Raw genomic sequence first — 13,445 nt, 5'->3', positions numbered from 1 at the left:
TCGGCGCGGGTCTGAACCGAAGCCTGAAGGCGGCGTCTAACGGCCACTTGTCTTCTGGAGTTTGCGCAATGAATGTTCGTCTGCTGGGTTTGGCCTTGGCCGTTGGCTTGTCGGTTCCTGTGGCGGCTCAGGCGCAAATGCTTCAACCAGGCTTGTGGGAATTGACGACCAGCAACATGAAAGTCGACAACCAGAACCTGCCGGACCTGCAATTGATCCTGGGTCAACTGCAGAACCAGATGACGCCTGAACAGCGGGCAATGCTCGAAAAGCAGGGCATCACCATGGGGGGCAAGGGGATCCGGGTGTGCCTGACTCCGGCACAGGTGCAGACCAATGACATCCCGCTGCAGGATCCGCAATCAGGCTGCAAGCAGCAGATCACCGAGCGTACCGGCAACCAGTGGAAATTCCGCTTCAGTTGCCCGAAAGCCCAGGGCAACGGTGTCGCGACATTCCAGAGCGATCGCGAATTCACCACCAAGGTCAATGGCACATTCAACGCCACGGGTATCCAGCAGAACGGCAGCCTGGACACCCGCGCCGTATGGCTGGGGCAGGATTGCGGGACCGTCAAGCCGAGGGCTTGATCAGCGGCCTGTTATCAGGGCCGGCCCAGTGCCTCGTAGAGTGTGTTGAGGTTGTATTCGAAGAGACCGGTAAAGGTGCTGGCCGGTCCGCTGGCGGCGAGGGCATCGGAGTACAGCGTGCCACCGATGTGCGCGCCGCTTTCGTCGGCGATCTGCTTGAGCAGGCGCGCGTCCTTGATGTTTTCCATGAACACGGCTTTGACTTTCGCCTGACGAATCTGGGTGATCAACGCAGCGACTTCCGCTGCTGACGGTTCACGCTCGGTAGACAACCCTTGCGGCGCCAAAAACTCGATACCATAAGCCTGGCCCAGGTAACCGAACGCATCGTGGGACGTGACGATCTTGCGATTGCCCGGTGGCAACGCAGCGAACTTCGCCTTGGCTTCGGCGAGTAGTGCATAAATCTTCTTCAGGTACGCCTGGCTGTTACGTTCGTAGTCGGCCTTGTTCGCCGGGTCGGCCGCCTCCAGTGCCTTGGTAATGTTGCCGACATAAAGCACGGCGTTGGCGAGGTTATGCCAGGCGTGCGGGTCGGGGATGGTCTCGCCATCTTCTTCCAGCGAGCGTGGAATCACGCCACGGCTGGCACTGATGACCGGGGCACCGGTTTCGGTGCTGGTCACCAGGCGATCCAGCCACGGCTCGAAGCCCAACCCATTCTTGATGATCAGTTTCGCCCCGAGCAATGCCTTGGCGTCGTCCGGCGTGGGTTCATAGGTATGTGCGTCAGCGTCCGGCCCCACCATGTTGGTGATCTGGACATGCTCGCCGCCGACTTGTCGGGTCATGTCGGCAAGGATGCTGAAGCTGGTCACCACGCTGAGTTTTTCAGCAGCAGACAGGGACATGGACAGCATCAAGCTGAATATCAGGAGCAGGGCGCGCATCAGGTAACACCTCATTGGGATGTGAGCAGGGGCGGGCGGCGCAGCAAGCCGTGCACCGGACCGAATACCACGGACAACAGATATGACGCGCCCGCCACCAGGACGATGGCCGGCCCGCTGGGTAGCGAAAAATAGAAGGACAACAGCAGGCCCAGCCACACCGAGAGACAACCGAGCAATGCAGCGACCAGCATCAACATCGGCAGGCGACGACTCCAGAATCGCGACGCGGCCGCCGGCAGCATCATCAGGCCGACCACCATCAACGCGCCGATGGCCTGGAAGCCGATGACCAGGTTCAGCACCACCAAGGTCAGGAATACGCCGTGGGACAGTGGACCCAGACGGCTGACGGTTTGCAGAAACAGTGGGTCCAGGGTGTCGAGTAACAGCGGGCGGTAAATCAACGCCATCGCCACCAGACTCGCCGCCGAAACCCAAAGCATGCCGGTGAGTGTCGGGCCGTCCACCGCCAGCGCCGAGCCGAATAACAGGTGCAGCAAGTCCAGGCGTTTACCGGACATACCGAGGATCAACACCCCGGCGGCGAGGGAGATGGGGTAGATCGCCGCCAGGCTGGCGTCTTCCCGCAGGCCGGTGCGGCGGGTGATCCAGGCCGCCAGCCCGGCCATGCTCAAGCCGGCGCCCAGGCCGCCCACCGTCAAGGCTGGCAGGCTCAGACCGGCGAACCAGAAACCCAGGGCCGCGCCCGGCAAGATGCCGTGAGCTACCGCATCGCCGATCAGACTCATGCGCCGCAGAATCAGGAACACGCCTAGCGGAGCTGTGCTGCATGCCAGCACTAGGCCGCCCAACAAGGCCCTGCGCATGAAGACAAATTCCTGGAACGGCTGCCAGAAGTGGGTGGCGGTGAGCATCAAGCGACCTGTGTGTAAGGCGTCGGGGCGATCAATTCGGCGCTGCGACCCAATACGCAGCCGGACGGATTGATCAGCAAGGTATGGGGGATGTGCTGATGCACCGCAGCCAAATCGTGACAAACCACCAGCAAGGTGCGCCCTTCGCGATGCCATCGCTGAATGTTTTTCCACAGCAGTGCCTGGCCTTGTTCATCAAGGGCTGCGTGGGGTTCGTCCAGCAACAGGAGTGGCGCTTCGGTCAGGCTCAGTCGCGCGAGCAGCGCCCGTTGCAACTCGCCACCCGACAACGCCATCAGCGAACGGTGTTCCAGGCCGCTCAAGGCCCAGTCGTCTAGAACCGCCTTGAGTCGTTGGTTGCGTACGGCAGGTTCCTGTCGATTACCCCAGGAACCTGCCGCCACTAATTCCTGCAGGCTGATGGGAAATTGCCGATCCAGGTGCTGCTGTTGAGGCAGGAACGACACGCCGCCGCGCCGTTGAACGTTGAGCGAAACCTTCCCGGTCAATGGCTTCTGTAACCCGGCGATGACTTTTCAGCAGGCTGCTTTTGCCTGATCCGTTGGCGCCAATGATTGCGGTCAGGCTGCCCTCCGGGCGCTCCATGTGCAGAGGTGGAGTGAGAGGGTGCCCGGGGATACCCCAACTCAATCCCTGGCAACGAATCATGAGTCCTCCCGTTGCCAATGGCTTTGGGCGACGGTCGTGGGCGTGCAGGCTTTCCGCATGAACGACTCGTACGTCAAGAGAGGAAATCCAGGGCAGCGGTCTCAGCGCTATATTCAAGCGCCGCGCGGCATCTTCGCAGAACATCAGGTTCTGCCCATTAGCGAGCGCGAAGGCTTGCTCATCGACGCGTTTGACGGCGGTTTGAACAGCGGTGCCGAGTGCCGCCTCCGCCTCGTTGATCAGCGGTAACACCGGAAACTCATCGAGCTTGGCGTCCAAGCGTAGGTTCAGGATGGCGACGCTGCGTTGGCTATGAGGGATGGCCACGATACCTTTCTGAGAACCTAGCCACGCGAGAACTTCAGCGTGCTCCAGGTTTGTATTCGAGAAATCGTCGAGGAATTTTTGCTGGATCAACTGCCGCGCCAGCGCTGCCGAACAAGGGCAAGTGGATGAGTAAGGAATTTCGACTTGAAGTTCCACGTGGAACACTGAGTGTTTAAGGCGCGCTTTGATAACGATGGGATAACGCTTCCAGCCGGCTAATGGGCTGATCAAAGCGGGGCGCTTGTACATCAGATCGGTGCGCAGGGTCAGTGAGGCACTCCGGGACAGACCCTCGTGACTGTCCAGAAACTCTTGCAGGATCCGCCGTAACAAGTCCGGAGAGAGCGCGGTGTCCTCAAGCTTTTCGAGTGCCACATACAAACGCGACATATGGATGCCACGCGCTTCGCCATCATCGAGACTGACGCCCGCATCGGCAGAGGCGCTCAAACGCTGGCCGTCCACCAGCACCGGCACGGCGATGCCGCACATGCCCACCCAATCCAGCGGCATGGCTTGACGAGACGCCTGCGCCGCAATGTCCGGCAGAGTTAACGCGTTCATTTTCGAGGTCCATGAGAGGTTCGTTTTTGATGTTATAGTATAACAATAAAATCGACGAGACCTTTTTCATGAACAGAGTTTCATCTCGATAGTTCCACGTGAAACGTCAGCGTGAAGAATCCTGGCAGCCGTTCATGCGCCCGCACATAAAACTGCCCCTAGTACCGCCAGAACTGGAGAAACGGTTGATTGTCGTCCAGCCCACACGGCGACTGTATCCAACCCAAGCTTCGCCATCGGAGGCCAGTCCAGTGAAGAAGGTCAGTTGGCCGTATCGGCTGTTTGTCTGGGCCCAGTAGCGGTGGCCAGCCACCTCATATCCACGCAGATAAATTGTATTGCCCGCCGTAGCGACGCTGTAGGCATTGCCCTGTCCATCTACGCAGGCCAGCACATTGGCGCTGCGAGTGCAGTTGCCCAACAAAGCGCCTTGCGCCGAAACGCCCATCGCTATCAGCAGCAGTGGCGCTGCGAACAGGTATTTGAAGAGGTTGGGCATTTATAAGAACTCAGATGCGGAAAAGGGTTGGCTGTATTCAAGTGTAATACTATAACATCAAGAAAGATGACCCCCTTAGCCGAACCGAAACCTGATACGAGCCACAAAGCGGCCGCCCCGATGAGGATAACCTGATGCCCAACCGTCTTCCCGTTACCGTGCTGTCCGGATTTCTCGGGGCTGGTAAAAGCACCTTGCTCAATCATGTGCTGCGTAATCGCGACAACCTTCGCGTCGCCGTCATCGTCAACGATATGAGCGAGATCAACCTCGATGGCAGCGAAGTGCAGCGAGATGTCACCCTCAATCGCGCCGAGGAAAGATTGGTCGAAATGAGTAATGGCTGCATTTGCTGCACGCTGCGCGAGGATCTCTTGGAGGAGGTGGGCAAGCTTGCCAGGGAGGGCCGCTTCGATTATCTGCTGATCGAATCCACGGGCATTTCGGAGCCGATGCCGGTCGCCGAAACCTTCACCTTTCGCGATGAAGAAGGGCGCAGCCTGGCGGACGTTGCGAGGCTCGACACGATGGTGACGGTGGTCGATGGCGTGAACTTCATCAAGGATTACCAGGCCGCCGAAAACCTTTCCACCAGGGGCGAAACCCTGGGAGAAGAAGACGAGCGCTCGATAACCGACTTGCTGATCGAGCAGATCGAGTTCGCCGACGTGATCCTGATCAGCAAGATTGATCTTATAAGCCGCTCCGAACGAGAAGAGTTGAGCGCAATCCTGTCGCGCCTGAATGCCCAGGCGCAGGTTATTCCCATGGTCATGGGGCAGGTGCCGTTGGGGCAGATCCTCGATACGGGCCGCTTCGATTTTGAACGCGCGGCGCAGGCGCCCGGTTGGCTGCGGGAGTTGCGCGGCGAGCATGTGCCCGAAACCTTGGAATACGGCATCGCATCGACTGCTTACCGCGCCCGCCGCCCGTTTCATCCCCAACGATTCTTCAAATTTATCGACCGCCCATGGACCAACGGCACACTGCTGCGTTCCAAAGGTTTTTTCTGGCTCGCCAGCAAACATGAGGAAGCCGGCAGTTGGTCCCAGGCCGGCGGCTTGATGCGTCACGGCTTCGCCGGGCGCTGGTGGCGGTTCGTGCCGAAAAACCAGTGGCCGCAGGATGAGGAGAGCATTGCCGCGATCATGAAAAACTGGCTGGAGGCCTCTGGGGACTGCCGCCAGGAGCTGGTATTCATTGGCCAGAATATAGACTTCGCGCTGCTCGCCACCGAACTGGACGCTTGCCTGCTCACCGACGCGGAGATGAGCCTGGGCATCGAGCGCTGGCGGCAGCTGCCAGACCCGTTCGGCCCGTGGCATGACGAGGTTGCGGCGTGATGCTGGCGCCTCGTCTGAAGCAGCTGCGGCAGGTCCACGGAGACACGCCGCTTACCTTCGCGCAGATCCTGGAGGACGACACCAACCTGGCTGTGTGGCAGCGTCACCTCCCGGCGCATATCGGCGATTTCGCGGCGATGGTGCTCTCGATGGACCAACCCCTGGCCGAGTCGATGGTGCTTGAATTGCCGGGCGAGGATACGCAGCCGGTGTTGCACGGCCTTGCCGCGGGCTTCGGCGATCTGCATGGATATGAAGGGTTCGTCGCGGATGTCGCCTGGCTGGTCGGTGCGTTTGCCTGCCTCCTCGGTGCCCGGCGCGTCGGTCTGCGCTTACGCGCGTTGGATGACGCAATGTGCCCGCGTTTTCACGTCGACCATGTGCCGGTGCGGCTGATCACCACCTATGCCGGCGTCGGCAGCCAATGGCTCATGGAAGGCGTCATGGACCGTCGACGGTTGGCCCAGCCTGAAGCAGAGCCTGCCGACGCGAGTCTGATTCAGCAGATGCGCAGCGGTGATGTGGCGCTGCTCAAAGGTGAAAAGTGGCAAGGCAATGAAGGCTATGGGCTGATCCATCGCTCACCGCAACTGGCGCCCGGCGAGCGGCGTTTGATCCTTTCGCTGGATTGGCTGGCCTAAGGCTTGAGCCAGTTTCCCTGGCTTTGGCTTTCGCAAAAGGGTTTCAGGTAAGCCGCATCGGTGGCCACGCCGTAATAGTGAATATCCTGGCGATAAGGCATATTGGCGACCTGGGCGTTGCTGCAAATGCCAAATGCCCCGCCAGGGCACTGATCGACATACTGCACATCGACTTTCTGTCCGGCCAGGCTGGGTTGGCAGAAGCCGTCGGCGAACAGTTTTTGCGGAATGTTGCGGTTCTGCTGGCAGACTTTGACATCGAGCCGTTCCGCCTGGCTGTGCACTACACATGCCTGGGCCAAGGCCTGGTTCGAGGTCAGCAGCAGTAACAGCCAACCGATCATGCGCATTTAAACCTCCGTCGAAAGCTATCGCTCATGTTGCAGAACATACCCACCCATGTGATTGCCGGCCCTTTGGGAGCAGGCAAGACCAGCCTGATCAGGCAATTGCTGGCTCAGCGTCCGGCTGATGAGCGGTGGGCCGTGCTGATCAACGAGTTCGGCCAGATCGGCCTGGATGCCGCGCTGCTGACCCAGGCCGCCGATGGTATCGCATTGGGCGAAGTGGCCGGGGGCTGTTTGTGTTGCGTCAACGGAGCGCCGTTTCAGATCGGCCTAGGCCGTTTATTGCGCAAGGCGCGGCCGCACCGTCTGTTCATCGAACCATCCGGGCTGGGTCATCCGGCGCAACTCTTGCGACAGCTGAACGAAGCGCCCTGGCTTGGCGTGCTGACGATCCAGCCTTGTGTGCTGGTCCTGGATGCCCAAGCAATGGCGAACGGCAAGCCGTTGCCCGATGCGCAACGACAGGTCCTGGCAGACGCGGGTTTGCTGGTGCTAAACAAGTCCGAAGACCTTACCGACGCCGATCGCGTGGTCATTACTTCCCAATTGCCTGAGACTGCGCTGTATTGGACCCATCAGGCTGCGTTGCCGATTGATCGGCTGCCCGGCTTGGCGAATCGCGGCGACGGAGCTGTAGATAACCTGGCTGTGGATAACTTGAATGTGCCCAAGAGCCTGGCGCAGATGCCGGCCATCTGGAGTGACCCGACCTTGCCGATCTGCCTGCATCGGCAGCAGGGCGAAAGCTGGAGCATCGGTTGGCGCTGGCATCCAGATCAACGATTTGACGTCGTGCAGCTGTCTCGATGGCTGCACGGCAAAGACTGGAAACGCGCAAAGGTGGTTATCCACAGCGAGGGCGGTTGGGTTTCCGTCAATGCATTGGACGCAGGGCTGTTGGAGTGGCAAGCGAGCGAGTGGCGCCAGGATTCGCGAATCGAACTGATTTTCGCCGAACCACAAGACGTGGAAATCCTTCAAGCGGGCCTGGCGAGCTGCCGACACCCTTAAATCAGCCTCGTTTCAGGGCTTCCATTTATTGTGTTCCTGACGCCACTGGCTCAGCTCGATAACCTCGGCCCGGGGCCGGGTCTGGACCGGTTCGATGGGCGCCTGCGCGGTTTCTTCGAACGGCATCGGATAGGGGGCCAGTTCGATGTGTGCACTGTGGGCGCCGAATTGAGTGATGGTGCCGGTATGACGCGTCTCGCCCGTCACTGTGAATTCGAAGTTATAGACACGCGCCAGGCGCCGTCGCCCGCTGCCGTCTTTCATGAATCCGATCTTGCGCAGCGCCACGTTGCCATCCAGCAGCTCGATCTTGAGATTGGCGCAGTGTTGCATGACCCTCGCCAGAGCCCGTTCGCGCAAGCCGTGGTTGTGCCACAGCCAAGCGGCACCGGTAGCCAGCAGCATCAGCACGAAAATGTTTCCAAGGGTCAGCATGAACGAAGTGCTCCAACAAGTTGCCGTCAGCTTAACTGCGTCGCCGGTCTGTCGTACAGGCTGCGTTTAGTCGCATACTGCGCCGCTTGAATTTCATTCGTTTTACGGAAGCTTCCTGCATGAAACGTACGCCTCATCTGCTTGCCATCCAGTCCCATGTGATATTTGGTCACGCCGGCAACAGTGCTGCCGTGTTTCCAATGCAGCGGGTCGGCGTCAATGTATGGCCGCTCAATACCGTGCAGTTTTCCAATCACACCCAATACGGGCAGTGGGCCGGAGAAGTGCTGGCGCCTGCCCAGATTCCACTTCTGGTAGAGGGGATCGCGGCCATTGGCGAGCTGGGCAACTGCGACGCGGTGCTGTCCGGTTATCTGGGTAGCGCGGCCCAGGGGCAGGCGATCCTTGCAGGCGTTGCGCGAATCAAGGCTTGCAACCCCAAGGCGCTGTATCTGTGTGACCCGGTCATGGGGCATCCGGAGAAGGGCTGCATCGTGGCGCCCGAGGTGAGCGAGTTTCTGCTGGAAGAGGCCGCTGCCGTGGCGGACATCATGTGTCCGAACCAATTGGAACTGGACAGTTTTGCCGGGCGCAAGGCGCAATCATTGTTCGATTGCCTGGCCATGGCTCGTGGGCTGTTGGCTCGTGGACCGAAGGTTGTGCTGGTCAAGCACCTGGCTTATCCCGGCAAGCCCGATGACAGCTTCGAGATGTTGCTGGTCACGGCTGATGGAGGCTGGCACTTGCGTCGTCCATTGCTGGCGTTTCCTCGCCAGCCGGTAGGGGTAGGCGACCTGACGTCGGGGTTATTCCTGGCGCGGATACTGTTGGGCGACAGCCTGGTGGCGGCATTCGAGTTCACCGCTTCGGCGGTACACGAAGTGTTGCTGGAAACCCAGGCGTGTGCCAGCTATGAGCTGCAACTGGTCCGTGCCCAGGATCGGATCGCCCACCCGCGCGTGCGCTTCGAGGCCACGCCGATCAGCCTTTGATTGACGCAATTCAATGTGGGAGCGAGCTTGCTCGCGATGAGGGCGTTACATTCAACATGACTGTTGCCTGTTACACAGCTATCGCGAGCAAGCTCGCTCCCACATTGCATCTGCGGCGACTGCTTACGGCCCGTCCGCCTTGATTTCCTGATAGCGCCGCTCCAGCTCCTGGCGGATCTGTCGACGCTGCTGGGCTTGTTCGTAGCGGCGCTTCTCCTCACTGTTCTGCGGGTGCAGCGGCGGGACGGGCGCAGGTTTGCGTTGGTCATCCACTGCCACCATGGTGAAAAAGCAGCTGTTGGTATGGCGCACCGAGCGTTCACGAATATTCTCGGTCACGACCTTGATGCCCACTTCCATCGACGTGTTGCCGGTGTAGTTCACCGACGCCAGGAACGTCACCAGCTCGCCGACATGAATCGGCTCACGAAAGATGACCTGGTCGACCGAAAGCGTCACCACGTAACGACCGGCGTAACGGCTGGCGCAGGCATAGGCAACTTCATCGAGGTATTTGAGCAAGGTGCCGCCGTGGACATTGCCAGAGAAGTTGGCCATATCGGGGGTCATCAACACCGTCATCGACAGCTGGGCGTTTCCGGGTTCCATAACGTTCTCACGGTTCAAGGCAGCAATTCGGGGAGGCGCCTCTGCGGGCGTTGGGTTGTGGCCACTCGTTTTCCAGCCACCCATATCGGGACGCTGCGCCGTTGCTTGCCGTCACGCTTGGGTGGATCTGTTTCCATATATTGCACCGTCTTTTTGCAGGAAGTCGCGGTGTTAACCTGCAAAAGCCCGTCAACTTAGGCATTTCCTACAAAAGGACCGGAACCGCCCGACTCCGCATTGAGTCATTTCACACAAGGAGCGCCACCATGCATGCCGTTAGCTTCATTCAAGACCTGGCGATCATCATGCTGGTAGCGGGGCTGGTAACGGTACTCTTTCATCGTTTCAAGCAACCGGTGGTGCTGGGCTATATCGTTGCCGGCTTCATCATCGGCCCGCATACGCCACCGTTCGGTTTCATCCACGACGAAGAAACCATCAAGACCCTGGCCGAGCTCGGGGTGATCTTCCTCATGTTCTGCCTTGGGCTGGAATTCAGCCTGCGCAAACTGTTCAAGGTTGGCGCCACGGCGTTCATCGCAGCATTCCTCGAAATTGTCCTGATGATCTGGATCGGCTATGAAATCGGCCGCTGGTTCGGCTGGAATACCATGGACTCGCTGTTTCTCGGCGCGATCCTGGCCATCTCCTCAACCACGATCATCGTCAAGGCGCTCAATGACCTGAAAATGAAAAACGAGCGCTTTGCGCAGCTGATTTTCGGGGTACTCATCGTCGAAGATATCCTCGGCATCGGCATCATCGCCTTGCTCTCGAGCATCGCCGTCAGCGGCACGGTGAGTTCCGGCGAGGTGTTCTCCACGGTCGGCAAGTTATCGTTGTTCATGATCGTGGCGTTGGTCATCGGTATCCTGCTGGTGCCCAGATTGCTGGCGTACGTGGCGAAATTCGACAGTAACGAGATGCTGCTGATCACGGTGTTGGGACTTTGCTTCGGCTTCTGCCTGCTGGTGGTGAAGCTTGAATACAGCATGGTGCTGGGGGCATTCCTGATCGGTGCGATCATGGCCGAGTCCCGGCAGTTGCTGAAAATCGAACGCTTGGTAGAGCCGGTGCGCGACTTGTTCAGCGCGATATTTTTCGTGGCGATCGGGCTCATGCTCGATCCGGCGATCCTGCTTCAATACGCCTGGCCGATTGCCGTGATCACCGGCGCAGTCGTGCTGGGCAAGATGCTCTCCTGTGGTCTCGGCGCCTTTATCGCTGGCAATGACGGACGCACCTCCCTGCGAGTCGGGATGGGACTTTCACAGATCGGCGAATTTTCGTTCATCATCGCTTCGCTGGGCATGACCTTGCAGGTCACCAGCGATTTTCTTTACCCGGTGGCGGTGGCCGTGTCGGTACTGACCACGCTGCTGACGCCTTACTTGATCCGGGCCGCGGATCCGCTGTCAGTCAGGCTGGCCTCGGCAATGCCGCAACGGCTGACGCGCGTGCTGGGCATGTATGGCGAATGGTTGCGCAGTATTCAGCCACAGGGCGAGAGCGCCATGGTGGCCGCCATGATCAGGCGAATCCTGCTGCAGGTCGGCGTCAACCTGGCATTGGTCATCGCGATTTTTGTTTCGGGCGGCTATTTCGCCGAGCGGATGTCGGTTTACCTGCAAGCCTGGATCAGTGATCCGAGCTGGCAAAAAGCATTGATCTGGGGTGGGGCGCTGTTGTTGTCGCTACCGTTCCTGATCGCTGCGTACCGCAAGCTCAAGGCGCTATCGATGCTGCTGGCGGAGCTGGGTGTCACGCCGGAGATGGCCGGCCGCCACACGCAGCGCGTGCGTCGGGTCATCGCCGAAGTGATCCCGATCCTCTCGCTGCTGGTGATTTTCCTGCTGCTGGCAGCCTTGTCGGCCAGTATCCTGCCGACCAACAAGTTGCTGGTATTGATTGCCGTGGTGGCGACTGCGGTGGCGGCGCTGCTCTGGCGCTGGTTCGTCCGCCTGCATACGCGGATGCAGGTGGCCTTGCTCGATACGTTGGACAATCACAAGGAGTCGTCCGGACATTGACCGGCGCCAGGCATGGGCGCGTCAGCTTTCCAGCCAGACATCCCGTGCCCAGTGCCAGACCGATTCCCAGGTTTCCTCGGCAATCAGCTCTTCCTCGGCCTGCCACAGCACCACAGTGCCGTCTTCTTCGACGCAATAATAATCGTCGCCGTCCTGGCAGATCGGGATCAGGCTGCGATCGACACCCGCATCCCAGGCATTGGCTGCCACGTCGGGCAAGTAGGTATGGGATTGCGGATCGGTAACGGTCACCGGCTCCAGGCTGCCATAGACGACGTCGCTGACAGTCAGCAAAAACTCCCTGAAGACGAACGGGATATCGATGAACAGTTGCTCCTCGATCTCTACCAGCAAGTCTTCGTCAGGCAACTCCAGTGGAACCGGTACAGGTTCGTTGGCTTCACGCAGTTGTTCGATGATTTCTTCCACGTCCGGGGATCCTCTTTCTCAATGGCGCGGTTTCATATGGGGCGGTTTATACAGTAGCTCGCTATAGATGCAACCGTGAAATAGAAAACCCCGGCCGAGGCCGGGGTTTTTATTTCAACATGCGAAACGCGCAACGGTTCAACCGTTCTGGCGGATACCTGCGACCAGCCAAGGCTGGTTCTCGCCTTGGGCACGTTCCATGTTCCAGCTTTCGCTGAACGCTTCGCCCTGGTCGAAGCGAGAATCCTTCGACACGCCGACAAAGGTCAGAGTGGCGATGGTCTTGTCTGTCCGATCGTCGACGCCGTCCAGTTGCACCTGCAGGTTGTCGATGTAGGTGGACTGGTAGCCGTCGCCCAGTTCGGCGCGTTCACGCTTGAGGAACTCCAGCAATTGCGGGGTTACGAACTCCGCGATCTTGTCCATTTCGTTCGAGTCCCAGTGCTGCTGCAAGGACATGAAGTGGCTGCGAGCGGCTTCGATGAAACGTTGTTCGTTGAACCAGGCGGGTGCGTTGATCACCGGGCGGGCGGCCACTGGAGCGGCTGAGCCACCAAAGATCGAGCCGCTGGCAGGCTGCTGGTTGAACACTTCACGTTGCATTGGCGCATGACCGGCCGGAGCGAGTTGCTCCTGCTGCTTGCGACGACGGGCGGCAATGAAGCGGAAGACCAGGAAGGCGATGACCGCCATGATCAGGATGTCGAAGATCTGCATGCCCTGGAAGCCGTCGCCCATGAACATGGAGGCGAGCAGGCCACCGGCGGCGATACCGGCCAGTGGGCCGAGCCAGCGCGAAGCACCGCTGGCCTTCGTGGCAGCGCCAGCCGCACCGGCCGCGCCTGCGGTGGCAGCGGTTGAACCGGCGGCAGAGGACGGCGCCATCTGGCTGGTCTGGTGAGTCGGGGCGGCGCCCGAACTTTTACCACCGCCAAAACGCTTGGCGGCATTGGCGTCGATGGCCATCGTCAGGCCGATGCACAACGCCATGGCGATGCTAAGAAAACGTTTCATATTAAGGCATTCCCATTTGTGGATAGCACGCGCGCCATGTTGCACAGGTGAACTGTTGCTGGCTAGCGGCAGAGTGTTTCGGGCTTTTGCGTGACAGCTGAGGTTCAGCTTCAGATGCGCAAGAAGGCTTGTTCGCTTTGGGCTGTAGGAAAGGGGGACAAGTTCTATCGGAAATGT

14 protein-coding genes and 2 pseudogenes are annotated in these 13,445 nt (G+C 59.6%); 6 read left to right on the top strand and 10 right to left on the bottom strand.

Features of this window, described 5'->3' with window-relative positions:
• Positions 1 to 68 precede the first annotated feature (68 nt).
• Entirely contained in the window at positions 69 to 590 is a 522-nt protein-coding gene (locus PSH78_RS26310) for a DUF3617 domain-containing protein (protein ID WP_305497714.1), read from the top strand.
• 14 nt (positions 591 to 604) lie between these two features.
• Here the strand turns inward: PSH78_RS26310 and PSH78_RS26305 are convergent, their stop codons facing one another.
• The 5 genes and pseudogenes from PSH78_RS26305 to PSH78_RS26285 form a co-directional block, all read right to left on the bottom strand.
• Positions 605 to 1,480 carry a metal ABC transporter substrate-binding protein gene (locus tag PSH78_RS26305; RefSeq protein WP_305497713.1) on the bottom strand — a complete coding sequence of 292 codons (876 nt, stop codon included), beginning with the start codon at positions 1,478 to 1,480 and terminating at the stop codon, positions 605 to 607.
• Positions 1,481 to 1,491: 11 nt separating this feature from the next.
• The gene (locus tag PSH78_RS26300; RefSeq protein WP_305497712.1) at positions 1,492 to 2,358 is read right to left on the bottom strand and encodes a metal ABC transporter permease; all 867 of its coding nucleotides are present in this window, start codon (positions 2,356 to 2,358) and stop codon (positions 1,492 to 1,494) included.
• A pseudogene (locus PSH78_RS26295) lies at positions 2,358 to 3,027 on the bottom strand (metal ABC transporter ATP-binding protein). The gene PSH78_RS26300 and the pseudogene PSH78_RS26295 overlap by 1 nt, the downstream one beginning before the upstream one ends.
• Positions 3,024 to 3,918: pseudogene (folE2, locus tag PSH78_RS26290) on the bottom strand (GTP cyclohydrolase FolE2). The pseudogenes PSH78_RS26295 and folE2 overlap by 4 nt, the downstream one beginning before the upstream one ends.
• 106 nt (positions 3,919 to 4,024) lie before the next feature.
• Positions 4,025 to 4,417, bottom strand: a complete 393-nt coding sequence (locus PSH78_RS26285; protein WP_370871036.1) for a glutamine synthetase — start codon at positions 4,415 to 4,417, stop codon at positions 4,025 to 4,027.
• Positions 4,418 to 4,551: 134 nt separating this feature from the next.
• On the opposite strand from PSH78_RS26285, the gene zigA reads away from it, so the two are divergent.
• Both zigA and PSH78_RS26275 read left to right on the top strand, forming a co-directional pair.
• Positions 4,552 to 5,760, top strand: a complete 1,209-nt coding sequence (gene zigA / locus PSH78_RS26280) for a zinc metallochaperone GTPase ZigA (protein WP_305497711.1) — start codon at positions 4,552 to 4,554, stop codon at positions 5,758 to 5,760.
• Complete coding sequence (locus PSH78_RS26275) at positions 5,760 to 6,401, top strand: DUF1826 domain-containing protein (RefSeq protein ID WP_305497710.1); 642 nt, start codon at positions 5,760 to 5,762, stop codon at positions 6,399 to 6,401. Before zigA ends, PSH78_RS26275 begins: the two co-directional genes overlap by 1 nt.
• On the opposite strand, the gene PSH78_RS26270 is transcribed toward PSH78_RS26275, so the two are convergent.
• Entirely contained in the window at positions 6,398 to 6,751 is a 354-nt protein-coding gene (locus tag PSH78_RS26270; protein WP_305497709.1) for an NADH:ubiquinone oxidoreductase, read from the bottom strand. The two genes, PSH78_RS26275 and PSH78_RS26270, sit on opposite strands and share 4 nt — an antisense overlap.
• Positions 6,752 to 6,778: 27 nt before the next feature.
• On the opposite strand from PSH78_RS26270, the gene PSH78_RS26265 reads away from it, so the two are divergent.
• A complete protein-coding gene (locus PSH78_RS26265; protein WP_305497708.1) occupies positions 6,779 to 7,759 on the top strand; it encodes a GTP-binding protein in 981 nt (326 codons plus the stop codon).
• Positions 7,760 to 7,771: 12 nt separating this feature from the next.
• On the opposite strand, the gene PSH78_RS26260 is transcribed toward PSH78_RS26265, so the two are convergent.
• A complete protein-coding gene (locus PSH78_RS26260) occupies positions 7,772 to 8,194 on the bottom strand; it encodes a DUF3301 domain-containing protein (RefSeq protein WP_305497707.1) in 423 nt (140 codons plus the stop codon).
• Between the two features lie 119 nt (positions 8,195 to 8,313).
• Between PSH78_RS26260 and pdxY the strand changes: the two genes are divergently transcribed.
• Positions 8,314 to 9,186, top strand: a complete 873-nt coding sequence (gene pdxY, locus PSH78_RS26255; protein WP_305497706.1) for a pyridoxal kinase PdxY — start codon at positions 8,314 to 8,316, stop codon at positions 9,184 to 9,186.
• Positions 9,187 to 9,309: 123 nt separating this feature from the next.
• Here the strand turns inward: pdxY and PSH78_RS26250 are convergent, their stop codons facing one another.
• Positions 9,310 to 9,795, bottom strand: coding sequence for an acyl-CoA thioesterase (locus PSH78_RS26250; protein WP_305497705.1), 486 nt, complete (start codon positions 9,793 to 9,795; stop codon positions 9,310 to 9,312).
• 266 nt (positions 9,796 to 10,061) lie between these two features.
• Here PSH78_RS26250 and PSH78_RS26245 point away from each other — a divergent pair, with 266 nt between their 5' ends.
• A complete protein-coding gene (locus tag PSH78_RS26245; RefSeq protein WP_305497704.1) occupies positions 10,062 to 11,825 on the top strand; it encodes a cation:proton antiporter in 1,764 nt (587 codons plus the stop codon).
• Between the two features lie 21 nt (positions 11,826 to 11,846).
• Here PSH78_RS26245 and PSH78_RS26240 read toward each other — a convergent pair whose 3' ends face one another.
• Positions 11,847 to 12,254 carry an SMI1/KNR4 family protein gene (locus PSH78_RS26240; protein WP_003187120.1) on the bottom strand — a complete coding sequence of 136 codons (408 nt, stop codon included), beginning with the start codon at positions 12,252 to 12,254 and terminating at the stop codon, positions 11,847 to 11,849.
• 138 nt (positions 12,255 to 12,392) lie between these two features.
• Positions 12,393 to 13,268 (bottom strand): Tim44 domain-containing protein, encoded by an 876-nt coding sequence (locus tag PSH78_RS26235; protein ID WP_305497703.1) that lies wholly within the window; start codon positions 13,266 to 13,268, stop codon positions 12,393 to 12,395.
• Between the last annotated feature and the right edge of the window lie 177 nt (positions 13,269 to 13,445).

Source organism: Pseudomonas sp. FP198 (assembly GCF_030687895.1).
In the GTDB taxonomy this organism is placed as follows: Bacteria; Pseudomonadota; Gammaproteobacteria; order Pseudomonadales; family Pseudomonadaceae; genus Aquipseudomonas.
The sequence above is the reverse complement of the archived record's forward strand: the minus strand, read 5'-3'. Positions and strand labels throughout refer to the sequence as shown.

Bases quoted from the DNA above. Each gene is read 5' to 3' on its own strand.
- PSH78_RS26270 (WP_305497709.1), bottom strand. From the start codon at position 6,751: ATGCGCATGATCGGTTGGCTGTTACTGCTGCTGACCTCGAACCAGGCC.
- PSH78_RS26245 (WP_305497704.1), top strand. From the start codon at position 10,062: ATGCATGCCGTTAGCTTCATTCAAGACCTGGCGATCATCATGCTGGTA.
- PSH78_RS26275 (WP_305497710.1), top strand. From the start codon at position 5,760: ATGCTGGCGCCTCGTCTGAAGCAGCTGCGGCAGGTCCACGGAGACACG.
- pdxY (WP_305497706.1), top strand. From the start codon at position 8,314: ATGAAACGTACGCCTCATCTGCTTGCCATCCAGTCCCATGTGATATTT.
- PSH78_RS26305 (WP_305497713.1), bottom strand. From the start codon at position 1,480: ATGCGCGCCCTGCTCCTGATATTCAGCTTGATGCTGTCCATGTCCCTG.
- PSH78_RS26310 (WP_305497714.1), top strand. From the start codon at position 69: ATGAATGTTCGTCTGCTGGGTTTGGCCTTGGCCGTTGGCTTGTCGGTT.
- PSH78_RS26300 (WP_305497712.1), bottom strand. From the start codon at position 2,358: ATGCTCACCGCCACCCACTTCTGGCAGCCGTTCCAGGAATTTGTCTTC.
- PSH78_RS26235 (WP_305497703.1), bottom strand. From the start codon at position 13,268: ATGAAACGTTTTCTTAGCATCGCCATGGCGTTGTGCATCGGCCTGACG.
- PSH78_RS26265 (WP_305497708.1), top strand. From the start codon at position 6,779: ATGTTGCAGAACATACCCACCCATGTGATTGCCGGCCCTTTGGGAGCA.
- zigA (WP_305497711.1), top strand. From the start codon at position 4,552: ATGCCCAACCGTCTTCCCGTTACCGTGCTGTCCGGATTTCTCGGGGCT.
- PSH78_RS26285 (WP_370871036.1), bottom strand. From the start codon at position 4,417: ATGCCCAACCTCTTCAAATACCTGTTCGCAGCGCCACTGCTGCTGATA.
- PSH78_RS26250 (WP_305497705.1), bottom strand. From the start codon at position 9,795: ATGGAACCCGGAAACGCCCAGCTGTCGATGACGGTGTTGATGACCCCC.
- PSH78_RS26260 (WP_305497707.1), bottom strand. From the start codon at position 8,194: ATGCTGACCCTTGGAAACATTTTCGTGCTGATGCTGCTGGCTACCGGT.